At 65.2% G+C, this 16,959-nt stretch carries 16 protein-coding genes; 4 read left to right on the forward strand and 12 right to left on the reverse strand.

The features are described 5' to 3' along the window. Window positions 1-47 precede the first annotated feature (47 nt). From ACNJYA_RS25935 to ACNJYA_RS25970, 8 genes are all read right to left on the reverse strand, one after another. Window positions 48-3,239 carry an efflux RND transporter permease subunit gene (locus ACNJYA_RS25935; RefSeq protein ID WP_439400941.1) on the reverse strand — a complete coding sequence of 1,064 codons (3,192 nt, stop codon included), beginning with the start codon at window positions 3,237-3,239 and terminating at the stop codon, window positions 48-50. Beyond that, window positions 3,236-4,657, reverse strand: coding sequence for an efflux RND transporter periplasmic adaptor subunit (locus ACNJYA_RS25940; protein WP_439400942.1), 1,422 nt, complete (start codon window positions 4,655-4,657; stop codon window positions 3,236-3,238). The genes ACNJYA_RS25935 and ACNJYA_RS25940 overlap by 4 nt, the downstream gene beginning before the upstream one ends. 79 nt (window positions 4,658-4,736) lie before the next feature. Then, window positions 4,737-5,129: a FixH family protein gene (locus tag ACNJYA_RS25945; RefSeq protein WP_439400943.1), complete on the reverse strand. Its 393-nt coding sequence runs from the start codon at window positions 5,127-5,129 to the stop codon at window positions 4,737-4,739. A gap of 96 nt (window positions 5,130-5,225) precedes the next feature. After that, a complete protein-coding gene (locus ACNJYA_RS25950; RefSeq protein WP_439403472.1) occupies window positions 5,226-5,588 on the reverse strand; it encodes a hypothetical protein in 363 nt (120 codons plus the stop codon). 151 nt (window positions 5,589-5,739) lie between these two features. Further along, window positions 5,740-6,927 (reverse strand): MFS transporter, encoded by a 1,188-nt coding sequence (locus ACNJYA_RS25955; RefSeq protein WP_439403473.1) that lies wholly within the window; start codon window positions 6,925-6,927, stop codon window positions 5,740-5,742. 60 nt (window positions 6,928-6,987) lie between these two features. Then, window positions 6,988-8,163 carry an MFS transporter gene (locus tag ACNJYA_RS25960; RefSeq protein ID WP_439400944.1) on the reverse strand — a complete coding sequence of 392 codons (1,176 nt, stop codon included), beginning with the start codon at window positions 8,161-8,163 and terminating at the stop codon, window positions 6,988-6,990. Further along, window positions 8,160-9,521 (reverse strand): NAD(P)-binding domain-containing protein, encoded by a 1,362-nt coding sequence (locus ACNJYA_RS25965; RefSeq protein WP_439400945.1) that lies wholly within the window; start codon window positions 9,519-9,521, stop codon window positions 8,160-8,162. Before ACNJYA_RS25965 ends, ACNJYA_RS25960 begins: the two co-directional genes overlap by 4 nt. Window positions 9,522-9,569: 48 nt before the next feature. Beyond that, window positions 9,570-9,887, reverse strand: a complete 318-nt coding sequence (locus ACNJYA_RS25970) for an ArsR/SmtB family transcription factor (protein WP_439403474.1) — start codon at window positions 9,885-9,887, stop codon at window positions 9,570-9,572. 124 nt (window positions 9,888-10,011) lie between these two features. On the opposite strand from ACNJYA_RS25970, the gene ACNJYA_RS25975 reads away from it, so the two are divergent. Genes ACNJYA_RS25975 through arsC form a run of 4 tightly spaced genes read left to right on the forward strand, consistent with a single transcriptional unit; the run spans window position 10,012 to window position 11,993 of the window. Continuing rightward, window positions 10,012-10,374 (forward strand): ArsR/SmtB family transcription factor, encoded by a 363-nt coding sequence (locus ACNJYA_RS25975; RefSeq protein WP_212256954.1) that lies wholly within the window; start codon window positions 10,012-10,014, stop codon window positions 10,372-10,374. Next, a complete protein-coding gene (locus ACNJYA_RS25980) occupies window positions 10,367-10,894 on the forward strand; it encodes an arsenate reductase ArsC (RefSeq protein ID WP_439400946.1) in 528 nt (175 codons plus the stop codon). Before ACNJYA_RS25975 ends, ACNJYA_RS25980 begins: the two co-directional genes overlap by 8 nt. After that, a complete protein-coding gene (locus tag ACNJYA_RS25985; protein ID WP_439400947.1) occupies window positions 10,894-11,595 on the forward strand; it encodes an aquaporin in 702 nt (233 codons plus the stop codon). Before ACNJYA_RS25980 ends, ACNJYA_RS25985 begins: the two co-directional genes overlap by 1 nt. Then, entirely contained in the window at window positions 11,592-11,993 is a 402-nt protein-coding gene (arsC, locus tag ACNJYA_RS25990; RefSeq protein WP_260382913.1) for an arsenate reductase (glutaredoxin), read from the forward strand. Before ACNJYA_RS25985 ends, arsC begins: the two co-directional genes overlap by 4 nt. 27 nt (window positions 11,994-12,020) lie before the next feature. Here arsC and ACNJYA_RS25995 read toward each other — a convergent pair whose 3' ends face one another. From ACNJYA_RS25995 to ACNJYA_RS26010, 4 genes are read right to left on the reverse strand one after another with little or no spacing between them, the layout of a single operon-like run. Next, window positions 12,021-12,785 (reverse strand): hypothetical protein, encoded by a 765-nt coding sequence (locus ACNJYA_RS25995; protein WP_439400948.1) that lies wholly within the window; start codon window positions 12,783-12,785, stop codon window positions 12,021-12,023. Between the two features lie 2 nt (window positions 12,786-12,787). Beyond that, window positions 12,788-13,024, reverse strand: a complete 237-nt coding sequence (locus tag ACNJYA_RS26000) for a hypothetical protein (RefSeq protein WP_439400949.1) — start codon at window positions 13,022-13,024, stop codon at window positions 12,788-12,790. Next, window positions 13,021-13,464, reverse strand: a complete 444-nt coding sequence (locus ACNJYA_RS26005; protein ID WP_172784193.1) for a hypothetical protein — start codon at window positions 13,462-13,464, stop codon at window positions 13,021-13,023. The genes ACNJYA_RS26000 and ACNJYA_RS26005 overlap by 4 nt, the downstream gene beginning before the upstream one ends. Window positions 13,465-13,489: 25 nt before the next feature. Then, the gene (locus tag ACNJYA_RS26010; RefSeq protein ID WP_439400950.1) at window positions 13,490-16,909 is read right to left on the reverse strand and encodes a CHAT domain-containing protein; all 3,420 of its coding nucleotides are present in this window, start codon (window positions 16,907-16,909) and stop codon (window positions 13,490-13,492) included. Window positions 16,910-16,959 lie beyond the last annotated feature (50 nt).

The following is a 16,959-nucleotide window of genomic DNA, read 5'->3' on the forward strand; positions in this document are numbered from 1 at the left end:
GCTGTCACTCCAGAGCTTCAACACATGATCGTGCATCATGGCTCGTGTCATCCGGCCGGCTCCACGACGCGCAATCTGGCGCCGATCGGCTTTGGCGTCTCGGTCGATGGCGCCTTGTCCTCGCGCTTGGGCGGCAAGCGGACGCCCTTCACCAATCCGAAGATCGCGGGGATCACGATCAGCGTCAGCAGCGTCGACGATATCATGCCGCCAATCATAGGCACCGCGATGCGCTGCATGATCTCCGACCCGGTTCCGGTGCTCCACATGATCGGCAGCAGGCCCGCCATGATGGCGACGACCGTCATCATCTTGGGACGCACGCGCTCGACCGCGCCCACCATGATGGCCTCGTGGAGATCCTGCCGGGTGAAGCCCCTGCCCTCGGCGCTGCACGTCGCCTTCATCTCGGCCAGGGCATGCTCGAGGTAGATCAGCATCACGACGCCGGTCTCGGCGGCGACGCCGGCGAGCGCGATGAAGCCGACGGCGACGGCGACCGACAGGTTGAAGCCGAGCCACCACATCATCCAGATGCCGCCGACCAGCGCGAAGGGCAGCGACAGCATGACGATGAGGGTTTCGGTCATGGCCCTGAAATTCAGGTACAGCAGCAGGAAGATGATCGTCAGCGTCACCGGCACCACGATCTTCAGGCGCGCCGCGGCGCGCTGCAGATATTCGTACTGGCCGCTCCAGACCACGTAATATCCGGGCGGGAACTGGATGCTGTCAGTCACGGCGCGTTGCGCATCGGCGACGTAGCTGCCGATGTCGCGATCGCGAATGTCGACATAGACGTAGGTCGCGAGCTGGCCGTTCTCGGTCCGGATCGAGGTCGGGCCCCGCGCCGGCTCGACCTTCGCGACCTCGCCGAGCGGCACCGCGCCGCCTGCGGGCATCGGCACCAGGATATCGCTGGCGATCGCCTTGGGATTGTCGCGCAGGTCGCGCGGATAGCGCATGTTCACCGTGAAGCGCTGCCGCCCTTCCACCGTCGTCGTGACGGTCTGACCGCCGAGCGCGGCCGCGATGGTGTCCTGAACGTCCTGGATCAGGATGCCGTAACGGGCGAGCGCCTCGCGATCCGGGACGATCTCGAGATAATAGCCGCCGATGCCGCGCTCGGCGTAGGCCGATGCGGTGCCCGGGACCGCCTTGATCACGCGTTCGACCTGCTTCGCCAGCCGATCGATCTCGACGAGGTCGGTGCCCATCACCTTGACGCCGACGGGAGTGCGGATGCCGGTGGACAGCATGTCGATGCGCGCCTTGATCGGCATGGTCCAGGCGTTTGAGACGCCCGGAAACTGCAGCGCCTTGTCCATCTCCGCGATCAGGCTGTCGACGGTAACGCCTGCCCGCCATTGCTCCTTCGGCTTCAGGCTGACCACCGTCTCGAACATCTCGGTCGGCGCCGGATCGGTCGCGGTCGCCGCCCGTCCCGCCTTGCCGTAGACCGATTCGACCTCCGGGAACGACTTGATGATGCGGTCCTGCGTTTGCATCAGCTCGGCCGCCTTGGTCACGGAGATGCCGGGCAGCGTGGTCGGCATGTAGAGCAGCGTGCCCTCGTTCAGCGTCGGCATGAACTCGGTGCCGAGCTGCCGCGCCGGCCAGATCGTGACGGCGAGCACGACGAGCGAGGCCAGGATCACCAGCGTCTTGGCGCGCAGCACGCCCTTGATGACCGGCCGGTAGATAAAGATCAGGAAGCGGTTGATGACGTTCTTGCTCTCGGGAACGATCCTGCCGCGGACGAAGATCACCATCAGTGCCGGCACCAGAGTGACGGACAAGAGGGCCGCGGCCGCCATCGCAAAGGTCTTCGTGAACGCCAGCGGGCTGAACAGCCGCCCCTCCTGCGATTCCAGCGTGAAGATCGGCATGAACGAGACGGTGATGATGAGCAGGCTGAAGAACAACGCCGGGCCGACCTCGGACGCCGCATCGATCAGGATCTGGACGCGCGACTGACCGGGCTCGGCGCGCTCGAGGTGCTTGTGCGCGTTCTCGATCATGACGATCGCGGCATCCACCATGGCGCCGATCGCGATCGCGATGCCCCCGAGGCTCATGATGTTGGATCCGAGGCCCAGCAGCTTCATGGCACCGAACGCCATCAGCACGCCGACCGGCAGCATCAGGATCGCGACCAGCGCGCTGCGGACATGGAGCAGGAACACGATGCAGACGAGCGCGACCACGATGCTCTCCTCGAACAACGTGTGCTTGAGCGTGTCGATCGCCGAATAGATCAGGCCCGAGCGGTCGTAGACCGGGACGATCTCGACCGACTTCGGCAGGCTGCTCGCGATCTCCTTGAAGCGCTTCCTGACGTTTTCGATGACGTCCAGCGCGTTGACGCCGAAGCGCTGCAGCACGATGCCGCTTGCGACCTCGCCCTCACCGTTCAGCTCGGCGATGCCGCGCCGCTCGTCGGGCCCGAGCTCGACATTGGCGACGTCCCGGAGCAGCACCGGCGTGCCGTTGCTGGTCTTCAGGACGATGTTGCCGAGATCGTTGATGCCCTTGATGTAGCCCTTGCCGCGAATGACGTATTCGAACTCCGACAGCTCGACCGTCCGGCCGCCGACGTCGGCGTTGCTGGCGCGGATCGCCTCCCGGATCTTCTGCATGCTGATGCCGCGGTCGCGCATGCGCTGCGGGTCGAGCACCACGTTGTACTGCTTGACGAAGCCGCCGATGCTGGCGACTTCGGCAACGCCCTCGGCCTTGGCCAGCGCGAATTTCAGATTCCAGTCCTGGATGGTGCGCGTGTCGGCGAGGTTCAATTCTTTTGACATCACGGCGTATTGGTAGACCCAGCCGACGCCGGTCGCATCGGGCCCGATGGTCGGGGTGACGCCGACCGGAAGCCGCGATGTCGCGCTGTTCAGAAACTCCATCACACGCGAGCGCGCCCAATAGATGTCGGTGCCGTCCTCGAAGATCACGTAGACGAACGACACGCCGAAGAAGGAGAAGCCGCGCACCACCTTCGATTTCGGCACGGTCAGCATCGCCGTCGTCAGGGGATAGGTGACCTGGTCCTCGATCACCTGCGGCGCCTGACCGGGATATTCGGTGTAGACGATGACCTGGGTGTCCGAAAGGTCGGGGATCGCATCCAGCGGTAGATGAAGCAGCGCGTAGAGGCCGGCGGCGGCCGCAAAGCCGGTGCCGAACAACACCAGCAGCAGGTTGCGCGCAGACCAGGCGATGATGCGGGCGATCATTTATGCTCTCCCGTCGCATGGCCGGCGTCGGAGGCTTGAGGCGCAGCCTCGGCAAAGCCTTTCAGCGCGGCCTTCAGGTTGCTTTCCGCATCGATCAGGAAGTTGGCGGACGTGACCACCGCTTCGCCTTCGGCAAGGCCATCCCGGACCTCGATCAAGCCGCCGCCGCGACGGCCGAGCTTCACCTCCCGCGGCTCGAAGCGCCCGTCCCCCTTGTCGACGAGGACGGCCTGCCGCGTGCCGGTGTCGAGCACCGCGCTGTCCTGGATCGCCAGGACGGGCGCGCCATCTGCCGTATCGACCTCGGCATCGACATACATGTCCGGCAACAGCACCGCCTCGGGATTGGCGAGCTCGATGCGGACGCGGACCGTCCGGGTTTCGCGGTTCACCTGCGGATAGATCACGGCGATCTTGCCGGTGAAGCTGCGGCCGGGGAAGCTGCGCGCGCGCACCGCAACGGACTGCCCGACCGCGATGTTGCCGAGATCGCGCTCGGCGACGTCGACCAGCGCCCAGACCAGCGAGGTGTCGGCGATGCGGAACAGCACGTCGCCGGGATTGGCGCGCATGCCTTCGATCGCGTTGCGCTCGAGCACGATCCCGTCGCGCGGCGCCGACCAAAGGATGGTGACGGGCGAGACATGCGTTTTCTCCATCTCGGCGATCACCCGCTCGGGGACGTCGAGATTGACCAGCCGTTGCCGCGAGCCGCGGCCGTACATCTCGACGCCGCCGACGGTCTTGGAGGTGATGGTCGCGAGGTATTCGGCCGCCGCGGAGGCGACCGCCGAGCTGTAGATCTCCATCAGCGGCTGGCCCGCCTTGACGCGGGTGCCGGTGGTGACGTCCGCGATCTTCTGCACGAAGCTCTCGGCGCGCATCGCGATCACCGAGACGCGGCGCTCGTCCAATTGGATCGTACCGGGTGCCTTGACCAGGGCACGGACTGATCGCCGCGCGACCGGCTCGGACTTCACGCCGCTGCGCTGGATCTTGCCGGGCGACAGCTTCACCGTGCCATCATCGACGGCGTCGCCTTCGTAGACGGGGACATAGTTCATCCCCATCGGGTCCTTCTTCGGCGCCGGCGAGGTGTCGGGCAAGCCCATGGGATTGCGGTAGTAGAGAATCTTGCGCGATGAAGCCGCCTGCGCTGGTCTCGGCTCTGCCTGGGCGGCCTTGTCGTCATCGTAGACCGGCAGATAGTCCCGCCCGCGGTCATCCTTCTTTGGCCCGGCGGACCAGAGCGGCGCGCCACTGGGATCGCGATAGTAGAGCGGAGTTCGGTCCGCTGGCCCCGCAGCCGGGGTCACTTCGGCATGGACCGACCAGCGCCCCTCGTTCGAGGACCAGTACGCGCCAAGGGCGAGACCGCCGCCGAGAGCGAGAGCAGTCAAGAGACGCAACGTCTTCATGGTTGAATTCGCGCGCTCAGAGCGCGTCCATGTGAATGGGAAAGAGAAGTTCGGGCTCCATCCGGCGGCGCCCGAAAGCTCACTTGATCGCCTTGACGACGACCTTGCCCGTGACCGTCTCGGCCTCACCCTGCACCTTCGCCGAGAGTGTGACCTGATAGCGGCCGGCCATCGGCAGGTCCGTCCTAAAGGCGTAGACGCCCGGCTCCTTGGACGGCAGCGGTGCGACCGCCGATTCCATCTCGGCCATACCGTCCGGCGCCATGTCCACGCGCGTCTTGAAGATGACGGCGTCCGGCACCGGCTTGCCGGTCTGCTTGTTGGTCAAACGAACGGCGAGCGTGACGTCGTCGCCCTTCTTCATCTCGGGATTGACCGGCTCGAAAGCATAGTCGCCGGCGCCCGCCAACGCGGCCGAGGCGGCAAGCGAAAGGGTGGCGGCAACAGCCGCAGTGCTGAACTTGGAAAGCATTGTCCTGTCCTCATGAATTGATCTCGACCGCGACGCAGGAACGCGCACATCAGCCGTCGTCGCGCGGGGCGTGCCCGCGCGCGTCTTTTACGGAGATCAGATTCGAGGAGGCCGGAAGGGAGGACTGCCGCCGCGGGAGGCGACGACCTGATCGGCGGGAATAGCCGCTTCCGCTGCCGCGACGGCAAGGAATTCGAAAGCCAGGGGACGAATGTCCGCAAGTGCGACGGTACCGCCGACACAGCAGAAGCCCATCCCGCACGTGTAGCTGCTGTCGGAGCCCGTTCCCTTCATGTCGGGACAACAATCGTCCATCGACATATCGCCGTCGCCGCCGACCTGCATGGCCGCCTGCATATCACCCGACGACATCGTAAGGCTGGAAGCGGACGCACCAGCCGGCAGCATCGCCAGGGATATGGCGATGGCGAGTGCCAGGATGGTCCGAACGATCCGCATCAGACGTGCTTTAACCTTTTGGATACCCTTTGGAACCCGCAATGCAGCCTGAGTAACATAGTCTGCGGCCGAAAGCATTCTTTGATCCGGGTCAAGCATTCGTGAGCAAGGCTCGGATCCCTGTCAGCCCGATCGCCCGCATCCTGCTCGCCTATTGCGACCTCGATACCAGCTCGTCGGACCGAGCCGTCCGCGACCATAGCAACGCGAGCGGGCCGAGTGCGATCCCGGTCGCGAGCACGGTGAAGGCCAGCAACCAGCCCTCTGCACTCTGCGGACCGCCAGCGGCATCGAGGGCAACCCCGGTTCCCCACGCTCCGATCGCCGACAGGCCGAACCCGACGGTCGAATGCAGGGCCAGGGTCGCGCCGCGATGCTCCGAGACAGCTGCAGCCGACATGCCGGCCGTCAACGCACCGGAATCCGCCGGCACCGTCAGGCCATAGATCACCAGCAGCAGCGCCAGCACCCATGCCGGAGCCGTCGCATTCAGGCCGATGACGAGCGCAACGCAGGCCGAAGCGATCATCACCACGGTGATCGCCCGATGTCGCCCGAACTTCAGTGCGGCCTCGTTGCCGAGGATGCTGGCGGGCATGGAGATCACTGCAAAACAGAAGCTCATCAGGACCGGGCTCAGCCACGAGGGCGCGCCCTGATGCGCGACGACGTAGGTCCAGAAGCCGACCAGCCAGGTGCGAATGCCGTAGAGCTCGAAGCAGTGCGCGCCGTAGCCGAAGATGTAGCCGAGCGCCTCGCGGTTGGCGAAAACGGGCGCGAAGTTCAAAAGGCGTCCTGTTCTTGGAGCGGGACTGCGGCTCTCGATCAAAAGACACGCGACCACCATCGCGATGGGGCCGATGCCGGTCACGTAAAACGCGGTCCGCCATCCCCAGCCGTCGGCGAGGACTTGCGCGATCAGGAACGACAGGCCGACGCCCACCGAGAAGCTCGACGTGTAGAGCGTGACCGCCCGCGAGCTGTCGCCGGCGGGCAACCGGTCCGTCAGTGCCTTGAGCCCGGGCATGTAGGCACCGGCAAAACCAAGGCCGGCGAGCGACCAGATGATGGTCCCCGACCAGAACCCTTGCGCGAAGATGCCGAACGCAACGGTCGCTACTCCGCTGACGACAGAGCCGCAGAGGAGCACGAGCCGTGCGTCGATGCGATCGGTCAGCGTCGTGAGCACGGGCACCGCCAGCATGTAGCCAAACGCATAGCCGCTCGCCATCATCCCGCCCTCGGCGGCCGACAACCCCCACGCCGGCATCAGATGCTGGGCGAGATTTGCGGACAACGTCACGTGCGGCAGCAGATTGCCGAGCTGGCCGATACACATCACCGCAATCAGCGGCCAGCCGCGCAAGCTACGAATGTTCTCCTCCCGTCGGACAGGGACTCATGCCGTCTGATCCCCACGAAGCAGCAGAAGGGCGAAGAACGCAGAGACCGAGGCCAGGGCGCTGATCCAGAGCGCGCTGCTGCCGAGATGCTCCACCATCAGTCCCAGCGCAAGGGGCGCGAAAGCGCCCGTTGCCCTGGAAGGCAGCGAAATCATCCCGACACGCCTGCCGAACCCGACCGGCCCAAACAGCGCCAACGGCAGCGTACCACGGGCAATGGTGATGATGCCGTTGCCGGCGCCATACAGCACCGCGAAGGCCGGTGCGAGCCAAGGGCCGCCTGCGACCAGCGCAAGCACGCCGATGGGATTCATGAGCATGGCGAGCCTCGCCGACAGCAGCGGATGAAACCGGCCAAGCCATCCTGCTTCCAGAAGGCGGGCACCGACTTGCGCGGGTCCGACCAATGCTCCTGCCAACAACGCCTGTGCTGGCGTGGCGCCGAACGCGACCAGCATGGTGGGCAGAATGGCCGAGACTCCGGAGCTGACAAAACTTGCGGCCGCAAACATGTACGCCAGCAGTATCATGACGAAGGTTTCGCTCTGCCGGCCGGATTGCCGGCTTGCGCCCGTGCTCGGTCCCGCCTCCTGGTGCAATGGAGCGGCACGGGGCAGCGAAAGGTTGAGCGGCAAGGCAAGACCGATGTGGATCACCGCCCAGAGCTGGCAGGCCGCGCGCCAGCCGTATTCCGTGGCGAGCCAGGTCGTGAGCGGCCAGCCGAGCGTGCTGGCAAAACCCGCGATCAGGGTGATGCCGGTGATCGTTCGTCGCGCATCGGCGCCGTAAATGCGCGCAAGCGTCGCGAACGCGGCCTCATAGAGGCCCATGCCCATGCCGATCCCAAGCAGGATCCAGGCTGTGATCAGCGCCGCTAGGCCATAGGCCGCGGACAGCAGCAGCAAGCCCGCCGCGAAAACGAGGTTAGAGATCGCAAGCAGGCTACGCCCACCGAACGTATCGATGGCATGCCCAACTCTCGGACCAAGCAGGCCGGAGATGATGAGCGCTCCCGACAGCGCGGCGAACACGTAGGTCGGCGCAAGACCGAGATCGCCCGCGATCGGCGCAGCCAGGATCGCAGGAAGATAGTAGCTCGACGCCCACGCGATGGTCTGCGCGCTGCCGAGCGCGATGACGACGGTGAGCGGGCCCGCAGTGCCACGGCTCATGAGCAACCGCATCCCACACCGCCCGCCTTCCTGGCGGATTCATCGGCGGCACAGCAGGCCGAGGGTTCGGCCTTGGGCGGACCACCGCAGCATCCCGCTGCGCTGGCGGACTCCACGCCGGCGCGTGTACAGACGCCGGTCTCCGGCAGCACGAGCTCGACCCTTGCCGCGGCCTTCTTGTCGCCGGCGATGTCGGCGGCGATCGAGCGGACCTGCTCGTAGCCGGTCATCATCAGGAAGGTCGGCGCGCGGCCGTAGGATTTCATGCCGGCAAGATAGAAGCCCGGCTCATCATGCGCCAGCTCGCGCGCGCCGTGAGGCCGCACCGTTCCGCAGCTATGCTCGTTGGGGTCGATGAGCGGCGCGAGCGCGAGGGGCGCCTCGATCGCCGGATCGAGCCGCAGCCGCAGCTCGGACAGGAACGAGAGATCGGGCCGGAAGCCGGTCGACACCACCAGCTCATCGGCAACCACACTCGGCGCAGCAGAACTGGCGCCTGCCGAAATCCTGAGGCGGCCTTCGAGCTCCGAAATATGGGTGACACCGAAGCCGGTCTCGACCGCAATCTTTCCGGCAGTCACGAGCGCGGCGAAGGCTGAGCCAAGCTCGCCGCGCGCGGCAAGCTTGTCGTTGCGGCCGCCGCCGAAGGCCTTTGCCGGATCCTCGCCGCGCAGCAGCCAAACGGGCTTGGTGCCGGGCGCCTCCTCGGCGAGCTGCGCGAGATCGATCAGCGTGCCCAGGGCGGAATGGCCGGCACCGAGCACCGCCACGGTCTTGCCGGCGTATCTGCTGCGAGCGGTGCCGCACACGGGCGGCATGCCAAAGGCGATGCGGCCGGCGCATTCGCGTTCACCGAACGCCGGCAGACCGTTGCTGCCGGCCGGATTGGGCGAGAACCACGTGCCGGAGACGTCGATGACGGCATCGGCGCGCATCACCTCGTCGCCTTTGCCGTTCCGGTAGCGGATTTCGAACGGCGCCTGGCCCCGCCCCTTCGTCTTCGCCTTGTCGAAGCCGGCGCGGCTGATCGCCGTGACGCGGCTCGAGGTCCGGATCGTCTCGCGCAGCGGCGTTCGCGTGGCCAGAGGCGCGAGATAGCGATCGATCAGTTCGCCGCCGCTCGGATAGGAGCTCGGGTCCGGCGAATTCCATCCAGTCGGCGCAAGCAGGCGCGCCGCGGCCTTGTCGACGTTGTATTCCCAGGGCGAGAAGAGCTGGACGTGCTGCCATTGCCGCACGGCATGCCCGGCTTCGGGTCCGGCCTCGAGCACGACAGGGGACATGCCGCGTTCGAGCACATGAGCGGCGGCTGCGAGGCCGACCGGCCCCGCTCCGATGATGGCTACGGTCTTGTCCATTCCCAATACTCCATCCTTCTAGAATTATCGAATAATTAGCAAAATGAATCAGGCTGCCGTCTGGGCATCCTTACATCCCGCTTCGTCTGCACAGCACTCCGCGGCCAGGAAGTCGACCAGCCCCCGCATGGCATCGAAATGGGCGCGGCAGATCAGGGTCGTCGATTCCCTGCTCTGACTGACCAGTCCGACCGAGACCAAGGTTTTGATGTGGTGCGACAGCGTCGAGGCTGGAATCTTCAGCTTGTCCTGCAGGCGGCCGACCGGCATGCCCGCATGCCCCGCCCGAACCAGCGCCCGGTAAATCTGCAGGCGGGTCCGATTTCCGAGGGCTTCCAGGCGCGCTGCCGCGTCGTCGATCTTCATGAACGCCATGATGCGCGCCTGCACATCGAGTGTCAAACGGTATTTCTAGAATGTTCGAAATTTGGAGCGGTGCCCGGACGTTTCCAGATTGACGCGGCCTCGATAATTCCATAAATCTGGATGTATGGAAACAGAGCAAGCCGTCCTGGCGCTCGCCGCGCTGTCTCAACCGACCCGTCTGGAGGCGTTCCGGACGCTAGTCAGGCACGAACCTGAAGGTCTTGCGGCCGGCGACCTCGCGCGCCTCTTGGAAGTCCCGCAAAACACGCTGTCGGCGCATCTGTCGATTCTGAGCCGCGCCCGCCTCGTATCTTCCGAGCGGCACAGCCGCTCGATCGTCTATCGCGCCAATCTCGGCGAGTTTCGCGACGTCGCAGTCTTCCTGCTGCGCGATTGCTGCGACGGACGGCCGGAAGTTTGCGACCCCGTCGTCGAGACTTTGCAATCGTGCTGTTCGCCAAAACGAAAGGAGCGAAGCCGTGTCTGATCACAGGTTTAACGTCTTGTTCCTATGCACCGGCAATTCGGCACGATCGATCTTGACTGAGTCGATCCTGCGCAAGGACGGCGGCGGCCGCTTTCAGTCCTTCTCCGCCGGCAGCACCCCGAAAGGCGCAGTCCATCCGCTGGCGTTGCGCACGCTGGAACACATGGGCTATCCCGCCGACGGAATGCGCTCGAAAAGCTGGCTGGAGTTTGCCGCTCCGGATGCACCGGTGATGGATTTCGTCTTCACCGTCTGCGACAACGCAGCGGGTGAGGCCTGTCCGATCTGGCCGGGCCAGCCGATGACGGCGCATTGGGGCATCGAGGATCCTGCCGCAGCAGAGGGTTCAGAACTGGAGAAACAGGCGGCATTCGTCACCGCGTTTCGTTATCTGAGAAACCGCATCGCTACATTCGCGAACCTCCCGCTGAGGAGCATCGACAAGCTTTCGCTCGGCACCAAGCTGCGCGAAATCGGCCGCTCCGAAGGTGCAACCGATTTGGCACCGAAGGCCGGCTGATGGACAGTTTCGATCTTTCACGGCGCCTTGCGGCCGAAGCGCTCGGCACGGGCATTCTCGTCGCCACCGTGGTCGGCTCCGGCATCATGGCGGAAACGTTGACCAAGGACATCGCGCTGGCGCTGCTCTGCAACACCTTGCCGACCGGCGCCATCCTGGTCGTCCTGATCACGGTGCTCGGTCCGATCTCCGGCGCACACTTCAATCCCGCGGTGACGCTCGTCTTCACCGGCCAGCGCGAGCTGCCGGGACACGAGGCTGCGTTCTATATTGTCGCGCAAATCGCTGGCGGGATCGCGGGAACGGTGGCGGCGCATCTGATGTTCGGGCTGCCGCTGCTCGAACTCTCGACGAAAGTCCGAACCGGAGGGCCGCAATGGTTCGCCGAAGCGGTGGCCGCGTTCGGGCTGGTTGCGACGATCCTGGCCGGCATCCGTTTTCAGCGCACGGCCGTGCCTTGGCTGGTGGGCCTCTACATCACCGCGGCTTATTGGTTCACGGCCTCCACCTCGTTTGCCAATCCGGCCGTGGCCATTGCGAGGTCCCTGACCAACACGTTCTCAGGCATTCGTCCCGCCGACCTGCCCGGCTTCGTCATTGCCGAGCTGTGCGGAGCGTTCGCCGGCATGCTGCTGATGAACTGGCTGCTCGGACGCTCACGCGCGTCCGCCTCGGTTGCAATCACGGAGACAATTCGATGACCGTCACGATCTATCACAACCCCGCCTGCGGCACCTCGCGCAACACGCTGGCGATGATCCGGCAGAGCGGCACCGAGCCCGTCGTGGTCGAATATCTCAAGACGCCGCCCTCGCGGGACGAGCTCAAGGAGCTGGTCGCGACCATGGGCATTACGGTCCGCGCGCTGCTGCGCGAGAAGGGAACGCCCTACAAGGAGCTCGGCCTGGACGATCCCAAATGGAGCGACGACGAGCTGCTCGATCTCATGCTCGCCCATCCCATCCTCATCAACCGTCCGATCGTGGTGACGCCAAAGGGCACGCGCTTGTGCCGGCCGTCGGAAGCCGTGATCGATCTCCTGGACAATCCGCTCGGCCGCTTCGTGAAGGAAGACGGCGAAGTGGTGGAAGCGCGATAGGCCTGCAAGCGCGCGTCGGAAGGTCAGCTATCCCAGCAAGCCCTTCAAGCCCGCATAGATCGAGCCGACAGCGGTCGCGGCAACGCCGACCAGTGGCCCCACGGTCTGCATGAGGTCCTGTATCAGGCGGGCGCGGCGGCGCAGTTGCTCCTCACCGACATGCTGCCCCAATAGACGCGCCATGCGGAAGGCGAACGCGTTCGGCTTGCCGCCCTGGGTCAGCACACGCGGCAATATCTGGAAGATCACGACGCTGAGAATGTTACCCGAGACGAAGGCGAGCAGGATACTGGCGCCATATTCGAACACCTCCCGCCATTCGATCCATACCGTTGGAAGGATCGGGACATGATCGTGGATCCCGGTGATCGTCAGCATCGCCAGGATGCTGACACTCGCGGTGAGAAACGCGAGCACGAATGCCGCCAGGACGTAGACCCTGTGCAGCGGATAGGCGACGAATCCGAACAAGAGCGGTACGGCGATCGACGCGATCCGAAGCGGGATCGGCGACAGGTTGAAGGTGATGGTCACCAGCACATGCGCGATCACCAGCAGCAGGGATGGAATCGCAACATAGAGCACCGCATGCGTTCCGTAATAGCGCAACGGATTGTTGTAGCGCTCGAGACGGACGTTGACGCGATCGAGATCGCGCCTGAGCTTGTCCAGCTCCGCAACGATCTCGTCGATCTCGAGAAGCGTCGGCCGCACGACGCGCAAGTCCCGCGAACAATGCTTGCACGCGATGGCTTCGTCCTTGATCGTCTCGGCGCAGAACGGGCACTCCATCGCTAGCGCGACTTCCTTCGTCTCATGATCGCTTCGATCTCGTCTCTGGCCCGTTTCAGTTCATCGCGCAGATCCTCCCGCTTGCGCAAGAGATCGTCGCGCTCGGCAAGCAGCGTGGCAGGAACGGCGATGTCGCGCCCGCACGAGGCACAAACCAGCGCACCCTCGGCACTTTCGGACCGGCAGTAAGGGCAGGTCACTTGAGAGGTCACTTGAGAGGTCACTTGGGCAAAGCTCACTTGGGCGCGACCTTCAGAGTGAACACGGCCGTGCCTGGCCGGCCATCGCTGTCCTTGATATCGACGCGCACCGTGTATTCGCCGGGCGGCAGCTCCGCATCCTGCATGTTGATGCCATCAGCCTGCACGAAGGGCTTCACCCTGGGAGTCAGGTCGACGTTAGGCGTGCGGAGGAAGATCACCTTGACCGAGTCCGGGTCGACCTTTGCTCCGCCATAGGACTGAAATTTCAACACCAGCCGCAGCGGCGAGCTCGCCGCGTCACCCGGCGAGACGAACTCGACCTTCGGGCCACGCAGGATGCCGCGCTGCTGGACTTCAACCGCTCCCTTGGGAGGCGGCAGCTTGGCTTCCTCCTCCGTGATCAACTGCGTCGCACGCGACGGCGCCGAGACCAGCAAGGCTGCAGCCGCAATTCCGAGCAAGACATTCCGCTTCATTTCCTCTGCACCCCTTCCCGTCTCGTCACCGCAAGCCGCCATCGCCGATGATCGTGTACGGCGCCCAAAACAGCGGATGCGCATAGGCGAACTCGGTCTTGCCTTCGCTGTTGAGATAACCCGGACCATCGACGAGGGCCATTGCCGCCTGGCGCAGCGCCTCGCTGCGTGACAGCTTGGGATCGTCGGCCTGCCGCTTGAACAGGTCAGTCACCAATTGCCGCGCCGACTGCGAATGCACCGACCAGTTCGTCACCAGCAGCGCGCGCGTTCCGGCGTAGAAGAAGGCGCGCCCGAGCCCGGATGCGGCCTCTGCACCGGCGCCGGCGCCGGCCCCGGTATTGCAGGCCGACAGGACGACCCAGTCCGCATCCAGCTTGAGGCCGAGGATCTCCTCCATGGTCAACAGGCCGTCGCCGCCCTCGCCCGTCACCGTCGGCGACGACAGAGCGAGTGCCGGCTGCGTCAGCCCGTTCAGCTCGCCCGGGACGAGCCCATGGGTGGCAAAGGCCAGGATCCTGAAGCCGGACAGATTCATGGTCTTCACCGCGCTCTCGGTCGCGCTCTTGCCGAGGAACAACACCTTCGAGGGATCCGCCTGCAGTGCCAGCGCGATCGATTTCAACTCGTCGGCGGTGTCGGGCAAACGGGGCAACAGACCGAGCTCGGCGCTGTCGACGCCTTCGAGCTTGGGACTGTTGCGCCGCTTCAGCGGACCGCCGCGCGTGATATTGCCGCCGGCGTCGGCGACCTGAATCTTCTCTCCGCCGCCTTCCGCCTCGGCCTGTTGCTCGCGGTTGAAATAGGGATCGCCGAAGGCCACGAGGTCGCCGCGACCGGGCTTGCCCGGCGGCAATTGCCGCAGCGTGCGCAGCGCCGCGGCCGAGGGCACCGTCGACACGGCATGGCTTCGCGCCAGCCACGGTACGTTGCGATAGCCGACGAAGAGCGGGTCCTCGTCCGCAGCCACCTCCGCCGGTGCCGTCGGCAACAGGGACAGCGGCAGAAGCCCGAGAGCGCCGTTGGTCACGACGATCAGGTTCTTGGCCGGCTTCCATCCGCTCTCGACCGGCTTCAGCAACAGCTCGTAAAGCTCGTGGCCGAGCTTGAGATCGAACGGCGGAATGTCCGAGATCATCGCCGCCTGCGGCTCGAGCGCTTCGCGCAGCTTGCGTATCTTGGTCTCGATATCGCCGATCCTGGCGTTGACCGCGGCGAACGCCACCGGGCCCGATTTCGGCACGGCCCAGACGAAACTGCCGCTCTGGCCGAAATAGAACGACAACATCGCCTCCCCGTCGGCGAGCGTTGCGCGGATTTCGGCGACGCTGGGCGGCTTGGGAGAGACGAGATCGGCGTAGACCGGAAACTTCTGCTTGATCTCCTGGCGCGCCTTGTCGCGCTCGGTGCGCAAGGCGGCGATCGAGGCCTGGATCTGCTGCACGCCCTTCTCGTCCCGCTCGGTGGACGGAAGCGCCAGCACGTTGTTGAGCGTTCCAAGTTGCGCGTTGACCTGCTTGGTGAGGTCCTGCTCCTTGCGGACGAGATCGGCCAGCGCCGAATCCTTGGCGGCCGCCCGCGCGCTCGATGCCGCCAGAGCCTGCTGAACCGAGCGGCCGCGGATGGCGTCCGCGAGACTGAAGGTCTCCTCGCCGACCCCGCCGCTTGCGGCTTCGGTTCGTGCAAGCAGCACGAAATAGCTTTCAACGATGCTCTGCAGGCGCTGGCTGCGTGCGGCGACCACAGTAGTGTTCTCGTCGTCGGCATTTTCCCGCGCGCTCGCCATCATGATCGGGATGGCGGCCTTGAACTCGCGGATCGCTTCGGCATCGCGCCGCGCCCGCATCAGACCGACCGCCAGAGTGCCGCGCGCCGAGGCGGCATCGAAATGATTTTCGCCGACGCGGCCGACCTGCTTCTTCACCAATTGCTCGGCCGCAGCGATGCCGGCCTCGAGCTGGCCGGAGGCGTAGAGCGAGAGAATGCGCGACGGATTGAGCTCGAACACCTGGCGGCGCTGCGGCTCCCAATTCGCAATCGCCTTGTCGATCGCCGCGTACATCGCGTTGGCTTCCGGCGTCTTGCGCTGGAGCGCCAGGATGCCGGCCAGTTGCGACAGCCATTGCACGGTGGATTGAGAATCGTCGGGAACACCGACGGTCTTGTTGATCTCCAGGGCCACGCGGCCGAGCTGCTCGGCTTCTTCGTAGCGGCCCTCTTCGACCAGAATGCCGGCGAGGCCCATGACGTAGCGCGGCGTCACCGGATTGTACTTGCCGGTGTCCTTCAGTCGCGCCAGCAGAGCACGTCGGGCGTCGACCTCGGCTTCGGCGAGCCGGCCTTGACGCGCCTTCATGCGGGCCTGACTGAGCACCAGGTTGTCGATCGACTGCAGGAAGACGGTTTCCGCCGGGGGATTGTCCGACTCCATCACGCCCTTCATGCCGGCCCGCTTGCGCTGCTCGGCCACGCGATAGGCAGCCTCGGCCTCCGCGAACTGCCCGCGCGCTTCGAAGATCATCGCCTTTGTCGCTTCGAGCTCCCCTTCCCAGTTCTGCCCGAAACGCGCATAGGAGGTGCGCCACCCCGGAAGACCGCTGGTGCGCGCCTCCTGGATTGCGGCCTGTGTGCGACGCAGATAGGCTTCCGCCTGGGCGACATCGCCCATCTGGATGAGGTTGCCGACAACGGACCGGTTGGCGCTCAATTGGTATCCTTTTGCGCCCGGCTGGGTGGCGGTCTCACGCAACAACTTCTGAATCACATCCATCGACCGCTTTGGGTCGCCGGCTGCGGCGTATTGCAGCGAGAGGAGCTGCTGCATGCGGCCCATCAGCCGAGGCTCGACGGCGCCGCGGCCGACCTCGACGGCCTTGCTGGCATCCGCAATGGATTCAGCAAGCCGACCAAGCTGCGCACGCGCATTGGCTCGATCGAAATAGAACTGCGCGAGATCTTCGCGCGATTCCTTGCCCTTTGGCGTGGAATCGGCGTCCGCTTTCAGCTCCACGATCAGCTTCTCGTTCGGCTTCTCGCTATCGAGGATCGCCGTGATGTCGGCGATGGTGCGGGGCGGCGCGATGAAGCCCTTCGGCAGTGCGGTGCCGGGCTCCAGCTTCGGCGCCGCTTCCTTCGGCAGCTCGACGGCGACATTGGCCCGGCCATTGGCGGCGTTGAGAGCCGCCATCACGCAGGCCTTGACCTGCGGCTTGGCCTTGGCGCGGCAACCCTCGATATCGGCACCGGCCTTGCGGCCGCCTTGTGCCTGCATGCAGGCTTGCACGATCGGCTTGCCGACCGTCATCCGGCAGTTCTCGAGCGCGGCCTCCTGGGTCAGCGCGGCGGCCGGGCCGGCTGATCCGAAGAGAATGGCAAGAATTGGCAGTTTTCGCGCAAGTGTGGAATTTCGACGGACCTCAAGCCGCATCCCGGAATTGCTGCTCATCGCAAAAGACCTTCGTGCAAAATGACTTGGTGTAACAGCGCAATCCTATC

The organism is Bradyrhizobium sp. BLXBL-01 (genome assembly GCF_051853025.1).
Classification (GTDB): domain Bacteria; phylum Pseudomonadota; class Alphaproteobacteria; order Rhizobiales; family Xanthobacteraceae; genus Bradyrhizobium.

Excerpts from the sequence above, each read along its gene's own strand:
- arsC (WP_260382913.1), top strand. The coding sequence starts at position 11,592 with ATGACCGTCACGATCTATCACAACCCCGCCTGCGGCACCTCGCGCAAC.
- ACNJYA_RS25975 (WP_212256954.1), top strand. The coding sequence starts at position 10,012 with ATGGAAACAGAGCAAGCCGTCCTGGCGCTCGCCGCGCTGTCTCAACCG.
- ACNJYA_RS25970 (WP_439403474.1), bottom strand. The coding sequence starts at position 9,887 with ATGAAGATCGACGACGCGGCAGCGCGCCTGGAAGCCCTCGGAAATCGG.
- ACNJYA_RS26010 (WP_439400950.1), bottom strand. The coding sequence starts at position 16,909 with ATGAGCAGCAATTCCGGGATGCGGCTTGAGGTCCGTCGAAATTCCACA.
- ACNJYA_RS25960 (WP_439400944.1), bottom strand. The coding sequence starts at position 8,163 with ATGAGCCGTGGCACTGCGGGCCCGCTCACCGTCGTCATCGCGCTCGGC.
- ACNJYA_RS25950 (WP_439403472.1), bottom strand. The coding sequence starts at position 5,588 with ATGCGGATCGTTCGGACCATCCTGGCACTCGCCATCGCCATATCCCTG.
- ACNJYA_RS25940 (WP_439400942.1), bottom strand. The coding sequence starts at position 4,657 with ATGAAGACGTTGCGTCTCTTGACTGCTCTCGCTCTCGGCGGCGGTCTC.
- ACNJYA_RS25965 (WP_439400945.1), bottom strand. The coding sequence starts at position 9,521 with ATGGACAAGACCGTAGCCATCATCGGAGCGGGGCCGGTCGGCCTCGCA.
- ACNJYA_RS25945 (WP_439400943.1), bottom strand. The coding sequence starts at position 5,129 with ATGCTTTCCAAGTTCAGCACTGCGGCTGTTGCCGCCACCCTTTCGCTT.
- ACNJYA_RS25985 (WP_439400947.1), top strand. The coding sequence starts at position 10,894 with ATGGACAGTTTCGATCTTTCACGGCGCCTTGCGGCCGAAGCGCTCGGC.
- ACNJYA_RS25955 (WP_439403473.1), bottom strand. The coding sequence starts at position 6,927 with ATGTGTATCGGCCAGCTCGGCAATCTGCTGCCGCACGTGACGTTGTCC.
- ACNJYA_RS25935 (WP_439400941.1), bottom strand. The coding sequence starts at position 3,239 with ATGATCGCCCGCATCATCGCCTGGTCTGCGCGCAACCTGCTGCTGGTG.
- ACNJYA_RS25995 (WP_439400948.1), bottom strand. The coding sequence starts at position 12,785 with ATGGAGTGCCCGTTCTGCGCCGAGACGATCAAGGACGAAGCCATCGCG.
- ACNJYA_RS26005 (WP_172784193.1), bottom strand. The coding sequence starts at position 13,464 with ATGAAGCGGAATGTCTTGCTCGGAATTGCGGCTGCAGCCTTGCTGGTC.